This window comes from Caballeronia grimmiae, assembly GCF_000698555.1.
In the GTDB taxonomy this organism is placed as follows: Bacteria; Pseudomonadota; Gammaproteobacteria; order Burkholderiales; family Burkholderiaceae; genus Caballeronia; species Caballeronia grimmiae.
The window spans coordinates 1-15,602 of the sequence record NZ_JFHE01000020.1 but is presented as its reverse complement, the minus strand read 5'-3'; the positions used below and the strand labels follow the sequence as shown (position 1 = coordinate 15,602).

Annotated in this window: 14 protein-coding genes; 10 read left to right on the top strand and 4 right to left on the bottom strand. The window is 61.0% G+C overall.

The annotated features are described in order from the left end of the window. Positions 1–227: 227 nt before the first annotated feature. Complete coding sequence (locus BG57_RS19350) at positions 228–1,322, bottom strand: LacI family DNA-binding transcriptional regulator (protein ID WP_035967261.1); 1,095 nt, start codon at positions 1,320–1,322, stop codon at positions 228–230. Positions 1,323–1,715: 393 nt separating this feature from the next. On the opposite strand from BG57_RS19350, the gene BG57_RS19345 reads away from it, so the two are divergent. From BG57_RS19345 to BG57_RS19300, 10 genes are all read left to right on the top strand, one after another. Beyond that, positions 1,716–2,582, top strand: coding sequence for an ABC transporter permease (locus BG57_RS19345; protein ID WP_052005894.1), 867 nt, complete (start codon positions 1,716–1,718; stop codon positions 2,580–2,582). Between the two features lie 70 nt (positions 2,583–2,652). Continuing rightward, positions 2,653–3,660 (top strand): ABC transporter substrate-binding protein, encoded by a 1,008-nt coding sequence (locus BG57_RS19340; protein WP_035967260.1) that lies wholly within the window; start codon positions 2,653–2,655, stop codon positions 3,658–3,660. A 13-nt stretch (positions 3,661–3,673) separates the two neighbouring features. After that, positions 3,674–4,198, top strand: coding sequence for a MaoC/PaaZ C-terminal domain-containing protein (locus tag BG57_RS19335; protein WP_229753986.1), 525 nt, complete (start codon positions 3,674–3,676; stop codon positions 4,196–4,198). Beyond that, the gene (locus BG57_RS19330) at positions 4,195–5,046 is read left to right on the top strand and encodes an ABC transporter ATP-binding protein (RefSeq protein WP_052005893.1); all 852 of its coding nucleotides are present in this window, start codon (positions 4,195–4,197) and stop codon (positions 5,044–5,046) included. Before BG57_RS19335 ends, BG57_RS19330 begins: the two co-directional genes overlap by 4 nt. A 22-nt stretch (positions 5,047–5,068) precedes the next feature. After that, positions 5,069–5,863 (top strand): enoyl-CoA hydratase/isomerase family protein, encoded by a 795-nt coding sequence (locus BG57_RS19325; RefSeq protein ID WP_035967257.1) that lies wholly within the window; start codon positions 5,069–5,071, stop codon positions 5,861–5,863. A 15-nt stretch (positions 5,864–5,878) separates the two neighbouring features. Further along, the gene (locus BG57_RS19320; RefSeq protein WP_075583169.1) at positions 5,879–6,619 is read left to right on the top strand and encodes a hypothetical protein; all 741 of its coding nucleotides are present in this window, start codon (positions 5,879–5,881) and stop codon (positions 6,617–6,619) included. A gap of 28 nt (positions 6,620–6,647) precedes the next feature. Further along, the gene (locus BG57_RS19315; protein WP_035967255.1) at positions 6,648–7,499 is read left to right on the top strand and encodes a fumarylacetoacetate hydrolase family protein; all 852 of its coding nucleotides are present in this window, start codon (positions 6,648–6,650) and stop codon (positions 7,497–7,499) included. A gap of 65 nt (positions 7,500–7,564) precedes the next feature. Next, positions 7,565–9,187, top strand: coding sequence for an acyl CoA:acetate/3-ketoacid CoA transferase (locus tag BG57_RS19310; RefSeq protein WP_035967254.1), 1,623 nt, complete (start codon positions 7,565–7,567; stop codon positions 9,185–9,187). Next, positions 9,184–9,987: a shikimate dehydrogenase family protein gene (locus BG57_RS19305; RefSeq protein WP_035967253.1), complete on the top strand. Its 804-nt coding sequence runs from the start codon at positions 9,184–9,186 to the stop codon at positions 9,985–9,987. Before BG57_RS19310 ends, BG57_RS19305 begins: the two co-directional genes overlap by 4 nt. 23 nt (positions 9,988–10,010) lie before the next feature. Continuing rightward, positions 10,011–10,826: an IclR family transcriptional regulator gene (locus BG57_RS19300; protein WP_035967251.1), complete on the top strand. Its 816-nt coding sequence runs from the start codon at positions 10,011–10,013 to the stop codon at positions 10,824–10,826. A gap of 260 nt (positions 10,827–11,086) precedes the next feature. Here BG57_RS19300 and BG57_RS19295 read toward each other — a convergent pair whose 3' ends face one another. The 3 genes from BG57_RS19295 to BG57_RS19285 form a co-directional block, all read right to left on the bottom strand. Continuing rightward, positions 11,087–11,845: a 3-ketoacyl-ACP reductase gene (locus BG57_RS19295; protein ID WP_035967250.1), complete on the bottom strand. Its 759-nt coding sequence runs from the start codon at positions 11,843–11,845 to the stop codon at positions 11,087–11,089. A 109-nt stretch (positions 11,846–11,954) separates the two neighbouring features. Then, complete coding sequence (locus BG57_RS19290; protein ID WP_035967248.1) at positions 11,955–13,562, bottom strand: acyl CoA:acetate/3-ketoacid CoA transferase; 1,608 nt, start codon at positions 13,560–13,562, stop codon at positions 11,955–11,957. A 207-nt stretch (positions 13,563–13,769) separates the two neighbouring features. Then, positions 13,770–14,696, bottom strand: coding sequence for an aldo/keto reductase (locus BG57_RS19285; RefSeq protein ID WP_052005891.1), 927 nt, complete (start codon positions 14,694–14,696; stop codon positions 13,770–13,772). Between the last annotated feature and the right edge of the window lie 906 nt (positions 14,697–15,602).

Genomic DNA, 15,602 nt, shown 5'->3' with positions numbered 1-15,602 from the left:
CGGTTTTAGCAGGAACGACCGCACTCGGCACACTACTTTGGTCAAGCGCCGTACCGCTAATCAGGGCAGTCGCTGATTCGGGTAATTGCACCATGCGCACTGGCATCTTAAGTGCGCAAGTCGGACGCCGATCTTCGTGGAGCAACGCAGATATACAAACGCGAAGATCGCGCGCGCTACCTTTTTGCGTCACAGATGCGGTTCGTATAAAAACGAAGCGAAGGTGCTTAAGTACGCTTCCTTGAAGCTTTCGGAGGTGCGCCCGATGAGGCTCTCACGATCAACTCGGCGTCCAGTTTGACGCTCCGGGCGGTGCCCGCTTCGGCAAGCTCGGCAAGAATGATGTTCGCCGCATTCGCTCCGATTTCGGCGCTCGGAACACGGACGGTAGTAATCGGTATGGGCAGCTCGGACATGAGCTCAAAATCATCGAATCCAACGAGACTGAGATCGTCCGGAATCTTGTAGCCCTGATGCATCGCCTCAAGCATGGCACCCATGGCAAAGGAACCGTTGCCGCAAATGACCACAGTCGGCGGTTGCGGCGTAGTCATCACTTTCGAAAAGAGCTGTCGTCCGACGCGCGCGCCCCACACGCCGTCGACCATGTGAGCGGCAGATATTCCCAGCCCATGCTCGGCAAGCGCATCGCGAACCCCTTCACGCCGCGCCTGTGCGCGATCGTTGGTATCGGTGTGCTGCGACAGCATTGCGAACCGACGGTGCCCCAGACCCACTAGATAAGTCGTAAAGTCGAAGAATGCCTGGTGGTTATCTACACCCACGCATAGCGCGTCACTGTTCTCTCTATAAACGAATGTGTTGACGAACGGAACCTGACGCTGCCGAAGCAGGGGTTGCAGATCCTGGTGATGAGCTTCGCCCACCAATACGACAGCGTCGACGCCGCGTTCGAGCATGGTCCTGACTTGCCGGTATTCGCGATCGAGGTCGTACTCGGAGCAGCCCAGCAGAAGTGTGTATCCAGCTTGTTCGAGCGATTCCTGTAGGGCCTGTATTGCTGATGCGAAATGCTCATTCGCCAGTGTAGGGAAAACTGCCCCGATCGTTCCGGTCCGCTGGGTTGCAAGTGCGCGCGCCGCGGCGTGCGGCACCCAGCCAAGATGATCGATCGCGACCATGATACGGGAGCGCAACTCGTCCGAGACGACCGTCGGATTGTTCATCACTCTGGAAACGGTCGCCGATGACACGCCGGCAAAGCGAGCGACGTCGCGCAAGGTCACGCCCGAGCTGCGCGACCGCTTTCCGGCGACGTGCCGTTCGGCCGCTTGTACCGATACTGATTTGCTCTTCGCCATGCGTGGGGATGTCGGGCTCGCGGGCCGGGTTCGCGTGAGTTGCCGATTGTATCAACGCCATATCTCATCACTGCGCCCTTGCGCGAATCGGCGGGCGGTGCGACCACGTCACCACACTGCGTCGAAACGCAGCATCTCTTCCCGACGGAATAGAAGGCCTGCTCACAGCGCATGGACACGCCACTAAAAAACTATCCAGTGCCCGCGCGGGTTAGACCCAGAACTCGGGAAACTCCCTACATAGCTTACGGCCAAGATTGAATAGAGTTCAATCAACGAACGACGTAGCATCTGAAGGGTTATCGAGCGCCGGACGCTGATCCGAACGGTCTGCCCGGGCTACTCAAGCAAAGCGTACAACCGTGCTGCACTTCACTCGCGGGAGGAATACTCATGTCATTGAAGTTATCGTCGCGGCAGGTCGATGGCCTGCAGAGCGGAAACGGAGGGCAACCGGGAGCGGCCGAACGCCCCAAAGCACGTTCGTCCGCCGGGCTGCGCAAACTCAAGCGGCTCGGCTGGAATCTGCTTCCACCGTTGACCTTCGTGGCCATCATCGCAATCTGGGCGGCGGCGGTGCGCGTCTTCGACATTCCCGCGTATGTCATGCCCGGTCCCGGGCTGGTCTTCTCACGGCTCGTCGAAGAATATCCGCAGCTCTGGAGCAACTCGATCGTCACAGTGACGGAAATTGTCTGGGGCTTCGGACTGACGATCGTGACTGCAATCCCGGTAGGGCTCGTCATCGCTCTGTCGCCGCTTGCAAAACAGGTCGTTTATCCGCCGCTCATGTTTCTGCAGCTCGTGCCGAAGATCGCAGTGGCGCCGCTGTTCCTGGTCTGGCTTGGCTTCGGCATCGAGTCGAAGGTGCTGCTCACCGTGCTGATGACCTTCTTCCCCTTGCTGCTGGCCAGCGTCAGCGGCTTTCAGATCCTGGACAATCGTCTGCTCTATCTGACGCAATCCATGGGCGCAAGCTCGTGGCAAACCTTCCGCTATCTGCGTCTTCCCTCAGCGCTTCCAGTCATCTTCTCCGGCATCAAGACGTCCGCCACCATCGCGGCCACGGCTGCGATCGTCGCCGAGTTCGTCGGAGCGAACAAGGGGTTGGGCTATGTGCTGCTCCGGGGGACCAGCACGATGGACATCGGCCTGACCTTCGCGGTGATTGCCGTGCTGACCTTCATCGGCATTGCCATCAACTACATCGTCGAATTCGCCGAATGGGCGATGACACCCTGGCAGCGCGATAAAAACTAACGTCGAGAACGAAAGAGCGATTGGCCCTGAGTCGCCGTGGCCGACACCAACACCTTTGGAGACTAAGAAGATGCTTCGTTTTATCAGCCGTACGCTCGCCGCAAGCGCCGTGTCGTCAGCGTTGGTTTTCGGAGTGAGCGTCACCGCCGTCGCAGCGACGCCTGTCACATTCCAGCTGAATTGGGTAGCAGGGGGCTCAAATGCGGGGTTTGCCGCGGCGCTCACCGAGGGTTACTACAAGGATGCGGGCCTTGACGTCACGTTGATCGAAGGCAATGGATCGGGCAATACAGCTCAACTCGTGGCCGCGAATCGCGTGCAGTTGGCCTACGCCGATGCCGTCGCGGTGAGTCAGCTCATCGCGAAGGGCGCGCCGATGAAGGTCATCTCGACAGTCTATCAATCCAACCCCAACGAAGTCTCGGCTCTGAAGAAGACCAATATCAACTCGATCAGCGACCTCAAAGGCAAGAAGGTGGGCGTTCCGTCCGGTTCGTCCCAGACGACGATGCTTCCGCTTTTCCTGAAAGCGAACGGGCTGAAGGAATCGGAAGTCAACCTGATCAACATGCCGTTGACGTCGATGGTCCCGACCTTGTTGCAGGGACAAGTCGACGCGATTCTCGGATCGATCGATTCGTATCAGATCCAGCTGGAAGCGCAAGGCGCACAGCTGACCAATTTTCGCTTCGCGGACTACGGCGTGCCGACCGTCAGCACCTCGATCTTCGCGAACGATACCTATCTCAAGGACAACAGCGACGTGGTCAAGAAGTTCGTTGCCGCGAGCCTGAAAGGCTGGAGCTTCGCGCTCGATAACCCGGCCAAGGCGATCAAGGATCTGAAGGCGGTCTTCCCGAATCTGTCGGAGAAAACGGCGACGGCGGAGCTTGCGGCCATCACGCCGCTCTTCTGCAGCGGCGGCGCGAAGTACGTAGGTAAAGCGGAAGACGCCCAATGGGTCAAGACGCAGGATCTGTTGTCGCAGGTCGGTCTGTTGCCGGCGGGTCGCGACCCGAAGTCGTACTACACGAACGACTTCCTTCCGCCAACGTCGTCCATGCGTGCGTGCAAGTGACTAAAGGATCGTCATGACTGAACAGCGAAACATGGGACTGCGTTACTCGGACCTCGAAGTCGGATTGAAATTTCGCAGCCCCGGACGAACGATCACCGATGCGGACCTGGTTGGATTCGCAGGCCTTACAGGCGACTTCTCCGAACTTCATACGAGCGATGTGTACGCGAAAGCCAGCCAGTTCGGCCGCCGCGTCGCGCACGGCATGCTCGGGCTTGCCTATGCGCACGGCCTGATGTGGGCGCGCACGGGCGAGTTGCGCGAGACCGCGATCGCGTTTCTCGGGATCGACGAATGGAAGTTTCTCAGCCCCATCTTTGTTGGCGATACGATCTTCGTCAACTACGAGATCAGTGAGCTTCGCGAAAGCAAGTCGAGGCCGACGCAAGCCATCGCGACCTTCGATGTCTCGGTCGTGGATCAGGACGACCGGGTCGTTCAGAAAGGCAAAAAAGCCTTGCTGGTGTCCAAGGTTCCCCTTTCTGCTGTCGCAGCAAGTGGTTCGGCCGCCGCGAGCGGCGAGGAGCGGAAGTCATGAGTACTCAGGTTGCCGGGCAGCGGGACGCTGCGACGAAGTCAGGCGTGCCGATCAGTATCCGACGCGTAGCCAAGACCTTCGGCCAAGACAGCGACAAGCCGTTTCTGGCGCTCAAGGAAGTCAATATCGACATCCAGCCGGGCGAGTTTGTCTCCATCGTCGGTGCTTCCGGATGCGGCAAGAGCACCTTGATGCTGATGATCGCGGGTCTGCTCAAGCAGAGTCAGGGCGACATTCTGGTCAACGGCAATCCGGTGACCAAGCCGATCACCGATGTCGGGATCGCGTTTCAAGATCACTTGCTGCTCGAGTTCAGAACGGCGCTCGAGAACGTGATGCTGCAGGCCGACATTCGCGGGCTCCCGAAGAAAAAGATCGAGGCACGTGCAAAGGATCTGTTCGAGCAATTGCGTCTGACGCACGCGATGCAGAAGTATCCGCGGCAGTTGTCGGGCGGTATGCGCCAGCGCGTCTCGCTCGTCAGGACGCTGGTTCACGATCCGTCCGTCATTCTGATGGATGAACCGTTCGGCGCACTGGATGCATTGACCCGGCTTCAGGTCCGGATGGACCTTGAGGCGCTGTGGCTGCGTCGCCGCCCGACCGTCGTCTTCATCACGCACAGCGTGGAAGAAGCGGTCGGATTGTCGGACCGCATATTCGTGATGAGCCCGAACCCCGGTGAGGTGGTCGACGAGATCACGGTCGATCTGCCGCGTCCGCGCCCCATCGTGCTCGGCGACGCGCCGGAATTTGCGGCCTACGTCGACCGTATCTACGGGCATTTCGAACGCATGGGCGTGCTGCATGGTATCGAGGTGCCTAAGGCCACGTCGGCCGCATCGTAACTCTGGCAAACGACAGGACGACATGAGCACAGCAACGGAACACGTCAGCCGTTTGGTCACGACCGCGGTGGACGGTTTTATCGCCACAGTGGGAATCAGTCACGGGCCGCTGAATCTGGTCACGACCGATTTGTTGCGCGAGTTGAACGAGGCCTTGTCAGCAGTGTCCACGATGGGCGATATCCGTTGCGTGATTCTGCATGGAAGTCAGTCGCGCGCTTTTTGCGCGGGCAGCGACATCAAGGAATTCGCGCGCATTCGCGAGCAGGCCACCGAGAAGAAGATCCTTTTCGAAGACATGGTGCTCCGTCAACTGGCGCGCCTGCCGATGCCGACCATCGCGGCTATCGACGGCGCGGCGCTCGGCGGTGGTCTCGAACTCGCCCTGGCTTGCGATCTGCGCGTGGCGCGACACGGCGTGGTGATGGGCCTGACCGAATCGCGTTTGGGCGGGCTCGCCGGTAGCGGTTCGCTGAGACTCACTCGTCTTGTAGGCCCGGCGCGCGCGAAGCTCATGTTGTTCACCGGCGAGACCATTGATTGCGCGCAGGCGCTGTCGTGGGGTCTGGTCGATCGCGTGACAGATGACGGAACCGCGCTGGATGCTGCGCTCGAACTTGCGGGAATCATCGCCGCTCGAGGGCCGGTGTCGAACCGCCTTGCCAAGGAACTCGTCGATGCCGCGCAGGATCTCCCGCTCGATGCGGGCCTGTCGATGTCGACCGTGGCGCTCCAGAAGATTTTCGACAGCCGAGACCTGCATGAAGGTGTGGACGCGTTCTTCTCGAAGCGCCCACCGTCGTTCACGGGCCATTGAGGCGAAACAAAGATCATGAGTGAGATGAACTTAAAGATCGGCACTACTGAAAACGCGCAAACCGCTGACACAGCCTTGCTCGGGGATGGCGCGGTTCTCGTCTGGAACGATGTGGCCTCCGAAGGCCGCGAGCAGTTTTATCAATGGCACGACAAGGAGCACATTCCAGAAAGGCTTTCGATTCCGGGTTTCCGGCGCGGACGCCGGTACGTCCGCCCGGGTCACTCCCCCGAATGGCTGACGATGTACGAGGCGGTCGATCTGAACGTGGTGGTGTCGCCGGCCTATCTCCAACGCCTGAACGCGCCGACGCCCGCAACGGTCGATACGCTGCGCTACTTCCGCAACACATCGAGAGCGGTATGCCGAATCGTGCACTCGGTCGGGTCGAGTAGCGGGGGCCACGTGCTGGCATTGCGCCTGGACGTGCCCGCCGCCGAGGCCGATGCGATGAAGACGCATCTGTGCACGGACGTGTTTCCTCGTGCTGTCGCGCTGACCAGCGTCGTCGCCTGCCATCTCTATATGGCGGATCAATCCGGCAGCCATATTGACACGGCCGAGTCGAGCACGCGTGAGTTCGACGTGCCCGCGTGGGTCGTACTCGTCGAAGCGACCACGCCGCAAGCGGCCGAAAGCGCCCGTGATCTGCTCGACACACGCAAGCTCGAATCGCTCGGCGTAAAAGTGCGCCCCGACGGCACGACGTATGCGATGGAAATCTGCCGGCTCGCACATGCGCCGGCGGAACTTTGAACGCTGGACCACTCAAGAGAGACTGCGAATGAAACTCGTAAGACACGGTCAAGCCGGTCAGGAGCGCCCGGGCATCATCGACGCGCAAGGACAGATTCGCGACCTCGGCGACCATTGCAAGGACTTCGATCCCGCGTTCTTCGCGGGCGACGGCCTTCGGCAATTGAAGACGATCGACCTGCAGAGCCTTCCGCTCGTCGGCGCCGATACGCGTCTTGGACCGTGCGTCGCGCGACCGGGGACGTTTCTGGCCATCGGCTTGAATTACGTTCAGCATGCCATCGAGACGAACGCGCCGATTCCGACCGACCCCATCATCTTCAGCAAGGCGCCGTCCTGCGTGTCCGGTCCGAACGATCCGGTGCTCCTTCCGAAAGGCTCGACGAAGACCGACTGGGAAGTGGAGCTTGCCTTCGTCGTTGGGAAGCGCGCGCACTATGTCGAAGAGTCCGAGGCGCTCGATTACATCGCGGGCTATTTCATCTGCAACGACGTCTCGGAGCGCGAGTTCCAGCTCGAACGAAGCGGCCAGTGGCAGAAAGGAAAGATGTTTCCGACCTTCGGGCCCATCGGTCCGTGGCTGGTCACATCCGATGAAATCGCCGACGTGCAGAACCTCGGGCTCTGGCTCGAACTGAATGGCAAGCGCATCCAGAACTCGTCGACGAGCGACATGATCTTTTCGATCGCGAAGATTCTTTCCGACACGAGTCAGTACGTGGCGCTGGAACCGGGCGACATCATCACCACCGGTACGCCTCCGGGTGTGGGCCTCGGCATGAAGCCGGAGGCTTATCTCAAGCCGGGCGACGTGATGCGGCTCGGCGTCGAAGGGCTAGGCGTGCAGGAGCAGCGCGTCGTGCGCTGGGGCGAACAGTGATCGGCCTGGCGGCTTCGCGGGACGTCGCCGGGCACGTCGAGTGACCACGAAAGACTGAGCGGATCATGGAAAGAATAAGTGCAGACGAAGCGGCGAAGCTGGTCGAGGACGGGGACGCGATCCTCATCGGCGGATCGGGCGGAGGCCATGCCGTGCCAGAGGCGTTGCTTGCGGCCGTGGAGCGGCGCTTTCTCGCAGAGAACAAGCCACAGGGACTGACGTCAGTCAGCGTAGTGGGCGTGGGCGATCGAGCCGCGTTGGGCGCGAGCCATCTGGCGCACGAAGGCCTGTTGCGTCGTGCAATCACGAGCGCGTTGGTCGACTCGCCCGGACTCGTGCGTCTCGCAGCCGAAGACAAGATCGAGGCCTATACCTTACCCCAGGGCGTGCTTTCGCAGTTGATGCGCGATATGGCCGCAGGCCGTCCGGGCCTCCTGACGAAGACGGGGTTGCACACATTCGTCGACCCGCGCCAGCAAGGTGCCCGTCAGAGTCCGCGTACGCCGGAGGGCTTTGTCGAAGTCGTCCACCTCGCGGGTGAGGAGTGGCTCTTTTTCAAGCCAGTGCCGGTCAACGTCGCGTTCCTTCGCGGGACGACCGCCGACGAAGACGGCAACGTCACGATGGAAGAGGAAGCGGTCCTTGGTGAAATGCTCGCCATGGCGCAGGCGACTCGCCGTGCCGGAGGTATCGTCGTGGTCCAGGTCAAGCGGATGGCCAGGCGCGGGACCCTGCCGGCCAAGCAGGTGAAGATCCCCGGCATTCTCGTGGATTTCGTCGTCGTGGATACGGAACAGCGGCAGACCTACGCGACGTACTACGATCCGAGTTACTCCGGCGAACTGCGCATTCCGGTGGAGGGCATCAAGCCTTTGCCGTTCGGCCCCCGCAAGGTCATTGTCAGACGCGCGGCGATGGAGCTTTTTCCCGGTGCAATCTGCAATCTCGGCGCGGGCATTTCCACGGGCCTTTCGACGGTAGCCGCCGAAGAAGGTTTGCTCGACGCGGTTTATCTGACCAACGAGCAGGGGATCATCGGCGGCGCACCAATCACCGGACGAGATTCCGGCGGCGGCCAGAATTTCGCCGCCATGATCGAGCAGCCCGCGCAGTTCGATTTCTACGATGGCGGCGGACTGGACGTCGCGTTCCTTTCGTTCGCCGAGGTCGACGCGCAGGGCAACGTCAACGTCTCCCGCTTCGGCGACAAGATCATAGGTGTGGGCGGCTTCATCAATATCAGCTCGAATGCGCGATGCATGGTCTTCAGCGGCACGTTGACGGCGGGAGAGCTCGACGTGGGCTGGGAGCAGGGACTCACGATCATCAGGCAAGAGGGGCGGCATCAGAAATTCGTGCCGAAGCTCGAGCAGATCTGCTACAGCGCGTCGATGGCGCGCGCAAAGGGGCAGACTGCCTTTTTCGTCACCGAACGTGCGGTGTTCACGATCGGCGAACAGGGGCTCGAGCTGATCGAGATTGCACCCGGCATCGATGTGGAACGTGACGTGATTGCGCACATGGGATTCAGGCCCGCGGTGTCGAAGGCCCTCAAGGAAATGGATGCACGAATCTTCAATCCCTCGCTCATGGGGCTTGGCGCGGACGTGCATGGCAAGGCGCGGCGCTACCGGTCGCAGCGTGTGGCGAAGTGGCATAATTCCCGCGATGGAGGCGTCCAGCGATGAGCACGCCTGCTATCACGGGGAAGACCCGGTTGTTCTGCATCGTTGGCGATCCGATCGTTCAAGTGCGGTCGCCGCAGGTGTACACGGAACAGTTCGCGGCCGCCGGCATCGATGCCGTTCTGGTCCCGATGCAAGTGTCCGCCGACCGATGCGCTGAAATCATCCCGGCGTTGATGGCCCTGGGCAACCTCGATGGCTTGCTCGTCACGGCGCCCCTGAAAGCGCGCGTGGCGGCATTCGCGGACCGCTTCGGACCCACAGCCTCCTGCATTGGCGCCGTCAATGCGTTGAGGCGTGAGGCCGACGGTTCCTGGACGGGCGACATGTTCGACGGCGAAGGCTTCGTTCGCGGTCTTCTTGCGAAGGGCGCGCGTGTTCGCGGCCGGCGCGTGCTGCAGTTCGGCGCGGGCGGGGCGGGGAGCGCTATCGCATGTGCGCTCGCCAACGCCGGTGTGCGATCGATTCGTATCGTCAATCCGGACCCACGGCAGACGCAATCGCTCATTGCGTCGTTGGCGAAGGTGTTTCCCGAGTGCGATGTGCAGGCCGCAAGCGACGATCGTAGCGATATCGACATGATCGTGAATGCGTCGCCGGTTGGCATGCGTCCGGACGACGGCCTGCCGGGCGATCTGGGCGCGCTAACCTCGGACACGTTGATCGGCGATGTCGTCTTGTCCTCGACGCCCACGGCCATCGTCCAAGCCGCGCTCGATCATGGCTGCCAGTGGGCGGACGGCCGTGACATGCACGCCGGCCAGATCGGCGCGATCATGAATTTCTTCGTCGCACGCACATAGTATTTTCTCGACCGGTAATCCTTATGGCTCATATTCCCGCAGAGCGCTGCCTCGACATCATCGAACTGCTGGCGGACGGTGCCGTTGCGATGCCGCTCGGTGAAATCGCAACGCGACTGGATCTGCCGAAAAGTGGCGCGCATCGTTTGCTCGCAACGCTGGTCGACCTCGGATGGGCCGAACAGGACGCGGAGACCGGTTTCTATCGACTCTCGATGCGGCTGGCGATCCTGGGGCAGCGATTTTTCGTTGCCACGGGAATCCCGGATATCTGCCAGCCGCTGGTCGATCGTCTCGCGAGCCAGTCCCGCGAGTTTGTGCGGCTGGCGGTGGTCGACGGCTCTTCGTTGACGTGGGTCGCGCACGCTCAGGGCGCGACGGGCGGGCTGCTTTACCAGCCCACGCTGGGAAGCAACGCGGTTCCGCTGCACGCGACGGCGACCGGCAAGGCATGGCTCGCTACTTTGGCCACTGAACAGGCGGCGGAGAACGTGTTGCGTGTGGGATTCGGCGATTCGGAGAAGTACGGCCCGAACGTCATTCGTTCACTGGACGCGCTCCTGCAAGAGATCGAGGCGACCAGGAATCGCGGATACGGAATCGCGGTGAACGAAGGCGAGCCGGGCGTGAGTGCGTTAGCGGCGGCCATTCGCCCACCGGACGGCGGCGCCGCGCTCGGCGTCGTCAGCGTGGCGGGACCGAGCGCGCGCATGACGGAAAGCCGCATCGCCGAGATGGCGCCTTTGGTCATGCAGGCCGCGACCGAACTGGCATCCTTCTGGCCGCTGCGTACTCGTTCCAGCAAGTTCTTTAGCGCGGGCAGCATGATCGCTGCGTGAGGTAACGGTCGCGCACGCGTCTCAGCCAGAAAGCTGCCGATCCGGTCAAGGAGGTGGCTCGCGTCCATGCCGCGAGGCGCGGCGACGTCGAGCATCGTGAGTCGCTCGATTCTGGCGGGATGACTTTCGAGGTTTAGGGCACCGCGTTCGAGCAGCAGACGGGCCAGTTGCATGCCGAGAAAGCCTGCGCCGCCGGTGATCGATACCTTCATGATGAGGATCTTTTCGAAGGTACCGCTTCAGGTGATGACCCGAACAAGTCAGACGCGATGGATATGAAGCCCGCCATCGATATGAATGGCCTCTCCCGTGCTGAATGGAAGACAGCCCGTTGCCAATGACACGACGGCCTTCGCGAGCTCTTCCTCGCGCCCCCACCGCGCGATTGGCGAGAAGCCCTGGTCGATCTTCCTGTCGTAGTCGTTCCTTGCAACCTCTGTCATTTTCGTTTGGAAAATGCCGGGGCGAACTTCGTACACGGGAATTTCGAACTCCGCGAGCCTCGCGGCGAACAGCTTCGTCAAGGTCGTGATCGCAGCTTTCGATATGCAGTACTCGGCCCGATTGGTCGCGACCAGAAAAGCATTTGCCGATGAAATGTTGATGATCGAGCGGAACCACTCGCGCGACGCATTGCCGCGAACGAAACGGCGCGCCACTTTCTGCGACAAGAAGAAGGTTCCGCGAAGATTCACATCGATAAGTCTGTCGAAGCTCGCCGGCGTCACGTCCAGGAGATCGCCTCGTGTTTCCACGCTTATTCCGGCGTTATTGACGAGGCACTCAACAGCGCCCAAGGACGTCTGCACCTGATCCAGCAATGCATCGTGACGGTCGATGTCCGCGATATCGGCTTCAAAGAAGGCCACTCGCCCGCCTGCGGACCGGATTACCTGAAGCGTTTCGTTTGCATCGTCATCGTGGACGAGATCCGCAATCGCGATATCGAATCCGGCTGCGCTTAAAGCCTTCGACATGGCCGCGCCGAGACCGCGTCTTCCGCCGGTCACGAGCGCCACGCGTGACGGTTTATCCTCTAATCGGTCAGTGGTGCTGATCACGTGAATTAACTATTTGATGAATCGCTCGACGACGGCTTTGGCCACAGCGTGAAAGCCGTCGAACCTGTCAGCCGCGTGTGCGCGACCATTCGGCAACCCGCTCCGAGCGATAGCGCCGCTCCTTGCGCGACATGTCCTCGGCGAGACCCATCGGGCCAATCCCGAAGAGCCGGACGTCCATCTCGCGCACATCGGAAGCGACGGGCGTCCTGAATGCCATTTGCCCGAAGACGTCGCGCTCGATATCGATGCCCGGCGCGATCTCTATCAGTTCGAGCCCCGCCGCCCCAGTCCGGAACACGGCCCGCTCCGTCACGAACAACGCTGAGTTTCCGCGCTGTCTCGCGAATGCGGCGCTATAAGAGATTTGTTCGAGCGCGCTGACGAACTTGCGATGCTGCCCTTCGCGAACGACAGTCGCGCGGCCATGCGTCCATTGCACGTCCAGTCCGCCCGCCGTGAACGTGCCGCTGAAAATCACGCGCCGGGCGTTCTGACTGATATTGACGAAGCCTCCGACCCCGACGATCTTGTTGCCAAAGCGGCTGATATTGACGTTGCCTTGCGCGTCGACTTCCGCGAAAGAAAGAAAGGCGAGATCGAGGCCGCCGCCATCGTAGAAATCGAACTGCGATGTCTGCTCGATCATGGCGGCGAAATTCTGCGCGCCGCCCGAGTCACGGCCCGTGACCGGCGCGCCTCCGATCAATCCCTGTTCATTCGTGAGCACGACGGCATCGAGGATTCCTTCTTCTGCCACGACAGTCGATAAACCCGTCGATATGCCCGCTCCGAGATTGCAGATGGCGGACGGATACAACTCCATCGCGGCCCGTCTCACGATGACTTTGCGCGGGCCGAACGCAATGGGCTTGATCTCGGCAACGGGCACGCGCAATTCGCCCGAATAGCTCGGATCGTAATAGGTGGCGTAGGTCTGGCGCTGTTCCGGTTCGACCACGACGAAGTCAACCAGAATGCCCGGAATCTTCACTTGCTTCGGCGGCAACGTGCCGCTGCGCGCCATGCGTTTCACCTGCACGACGACGACGCCGCCTGCACGGCGAGTCGCCTGTGCCATGGCGAGCATTTCGCCCAGCACGGCCTCCTGCTCCATCGTGATGTTGCCGTCCTCGTCCGCTGTCGTGCCACGGAGAAACGCAACGTCGATGGGAAGCGGCTTGAATCGAAGCCACTCTTCGCCGTCGAGGTGGATGAGTTCGACGAGTTGTTCTTCCGTTCTCGGGCTTTGCCGCCCGCCTCGCTGACGAGGATCGATGAAAGTATGCAGCCCCGTCTTCGTAATCAGTCCCGGTCGTCCGCCGGCCATTTCGCGCATGAGTTGCGAGAGGACGCCTTGCGGCAGCGTGTAGGCCTCGATCAGATCGCTTGCAGCCATCTTCAGCAGGCCGGGCGAGTCGATGAGCGCGCCGGATATGGCGCGCCGGATAAGCCCGACCTGCGCGAGATGATCGGCGCCCAGCGAGATGCGGTCTCCGATTCCGACCACGCTGATCGATGTGAGATCGCGCGGCTGATGTTCGTGACGGAACCGCCGCCCGACCGCTGCTAGCAATGCCTCGGGTACGGCATGCCCGGCGCCCGATCCGCTGATCAACAGGGTGTCGCCCGTCCGCACCAGGCTCGCGGCTTCGTCGGAGGTGATTCGTTGCATGGCGTTCTCGGCTTCCGGCTGAGGGCAGGGGATGCCTGTCGAGGGGAAATGTAACCGGTCTCATTATCGACTCCCCGCTGTGAGCGCTCCATCAGGGTAACCTCGTAGTTGTGCCTTTTGCAGCCGTACGAGATCAGTAGAACAGTGAGGTTTGTGCTGCTGTACCCGCTTCCAAATTGACAGGACTGCGCACTGCGCGCAAATGCTTTACGGAACGGGTTTCCCACGCGCAGCTTCGAGGATTGCGTACCAGTCTTCGCGATTCAACCTCACGCCGAGACCATCCAGCGCCTGTTGCAACGACTCGACGCGCCGGCTACCCACGAGCACATAAGGCGCGCATGGAAGCGTGAAGATCCACGCATAGGCGATCGATATCCAGGAGGGCGCGTTGTATTTCTCCGCCAGCGTGGTCAGTTCCTGGCGAAGCCGGACGGCGAGTTCGTCGGTCTCGGAGAAAAGACGTCCGCCTCCGAGCGCGGACCAGATCATCGGTGACACTGCCGCCGCTGACAGCGCGGTGAAAACATCATCGTCGAGTGCCTGAAGTTCGAAAGGGGAGAACTCGATCTGATTGGTTGCGAGCGCGATTTTGGCGCGGAGAGAATCGAACTGTCGCGGCGTGAAATTCGACACGCCGAACGCGCGAATTTTGCCTTGCTGAATGAGGCTTTCGGCCGCATCGGCGATCTCGTCGTTGTTCGCCAGATGGTCCGGGCGATGAATGAGAAACAGATCGAGATAATCCGTCTTCAGACGCTGCAAGGAGCGCTCGACCGCCGCTTGCAGATAGACGCGGCTCGTATCGTAGTGCTTGACCCCGACAGCGCCTGCCGATGAACCACGCGGCCTGATTCCCGCCTTGCTGACGATCTGCATTTTCCCGCGCAATGACGGCGTCTGTGCGAGCGCATCGCCGAACAGCGCTTCGACCTCGCCGCCGCCGTAGATGTCGGCGTGATCGAACGTCGTGACGCCCAACGCCATGCTTTCCTGCACGTACCGATTGAGCGCCGCGGCGGACATGTTCCACTCGCGAACGCGCCACATGCCGGCTACCACCTTCGAGCATCCGATCGCGCCTAATGTGTCCCGGCTGCGCGTTTCGGCAAGCGCGCTCGTCTCGTCTTTCATTCGAACTCCTTGCGTATGCGGTTTCATAAGGCTTAAATAGGACTGACACAACGCGGCTTGGAAAAACTCCCCAAGCGCGAATGCTTCGTGTCGCGCATAGATATGATACCGGTTACATGCGACTGCCGTCGTAATCAAAACCAGGTAGAGGGCATGCTTTCTGAGTGGTCCGATCTTCCGACTCCAACCGGCCGTGGGATCGAGACATCACGGCGTCGCAATGGCGAGCGGACGTGGCCGCGTGGGAAGTTTGATCTTGCGCTTCGCCCCGGAGACGAAAGGTCTGGACCTGTCGCAGATCGACCGTGAAGCGTGAAGACGACGCAGGAAGCTGAAAGCCGCGCTGTTTTCCGCGGCATCGAGGACCTTACCTTTTCATCGATACGAGGAAGCGTGACCGCCAATCGAACGTGATCGTGATGGACCGAGTAGCGGACGCCTCGTTACGGGCAGGGGCCGCTGGTTCTGGCATCCTCATCATGATCGGAGCAACGGCATTATTCGCCGCGTGCGATACAACCGTGAATCAATCAGCGCGACTGTCTCGCTCCTGATCCTGCTCTCTTGCGATACGTCTGCCTGGCGGTCGTGCTCGGACTCGGGCAAGCTCGCCATGACGGTCGGACGCTGTTTTGTACGAAGAACATCAAGCTGCAGATGATGAGGTCGGCACTATTGCTTACCAACACGGCGTGTACGTTCTCTGGTCCTCGCGATTTGCCGCTTCTGGTGGCAACCTCTCTCGCCATGCTCGCGCCGCTCTGCTGGGCTTCGACCAAGGGACGGTTTGAACGGACGAATGCATGGTAGTCTGAGCGATGCGGGTCTCGGGCCTGCTTGCTATCGTGGAGGAGCCCATGGACGAAGCCGGGACTGATGTCATCGGCACTTGTAAACTGATACACG

What these genes read in the sequence shown, in the direction of transcription:
- BG57_RS19340 (WP_035967260.1), top strand. Translation starts at nt 2,653, where the DNA reads ATGCTTCGTTTTATCAGCCGTACGCTCGCCGCAAGCGCCGTGTCGTCA.
- BG57_RS19325 (WP_035967257.1), top strand. Translation starts at nt 5,069, where the DNA reads ATGAGCACAGCAACGGAACACGTCAGCCGTTTGGTCACGACCGCGGTG.
- BG57_RS19330 (WP_052005893.1), top strand. Translation starts at nt 4,195, where the DNA reads ATGAGTACTCAGGTTGCCGGGCAGCGGGACGCTGCGACGAAGTCAGGC.
- BG57_RS19335 (WP_229753986.1), top strand. Translation starts at nt 3,674, where the DNA reads ATGACTGAACAGCGAAACATGGGACTGCGTTACTCGGACCTCGAAGTC.
- BG57_RS19345 (WP_052005894.1), top strand. Translation starts at nt 1,716, where the DNA reads ATGTCATTGAAGTTATCGTCGCGGCAGGTCGATGGCCTGCAGAGCGGA.
- BG57_RS19285 (WP_052005891.1), bottom strand. Translation starts at nt 14,696, where the DNA reads ATGAAAGACGAGACGAGCGCGCTTGCCGAAACGCGCAGCCGGGACACA.
- BG57_RS19290 (WP_035967248.1), bottom strand. Translation starts at nt 13,562, where the DNA reads ATGCAACGAATCACCTCCGACGAAGCCGCGAGCCTGGTGCGGACGGGC.
- BG57_RS19315 (WP_035967255.1), top strand. Translation starts at nt 6,648, where the DNA reads ATGAAACTCGTAAGACACGGTCAAGCCGGTCAGGAGCGCCCGGGCATC.
- BG57_RS19350 (WP_035967261.1), bottom strand. Translation starts at nt 1,322, where the DNA reads ATGGCGAAGAGCAAATCAGTATCGGTACAAGCGGCCGAACGGCACGTC.
- BG57_RS19310 (WP_035967254.1), top strand. Translation starts at nt 7,565, where the DNA reads ATGGAAAGAATAAGTGCAGACGAAGCGGCGAAGCTGGTCGAGGACGGG.
- BG57_RS19320 (WP_075583169.1), top strand. Translation starts at nt 5,879, where the DNA reads ATGAGTGAGATGAACTTAAAGATCGGCACTACTGAAAACGCGCAAACC.
- BG57_RS19305 (WP_035967253.1), top strand. Translation starts at nt 9,184, where the DNA reads ATGAGCACGCCTGCTATCACGGGGAAGACCCGGTTGTTCTGCATCGTT.
- BG57_RS19300 (WP_035967251.1), top strand. Translation starts at nt 10,011, where the DNA reads ATGGCTCATATTCCCGCAGAGCGCTGCCTCGACATCATCGAACTGCTG.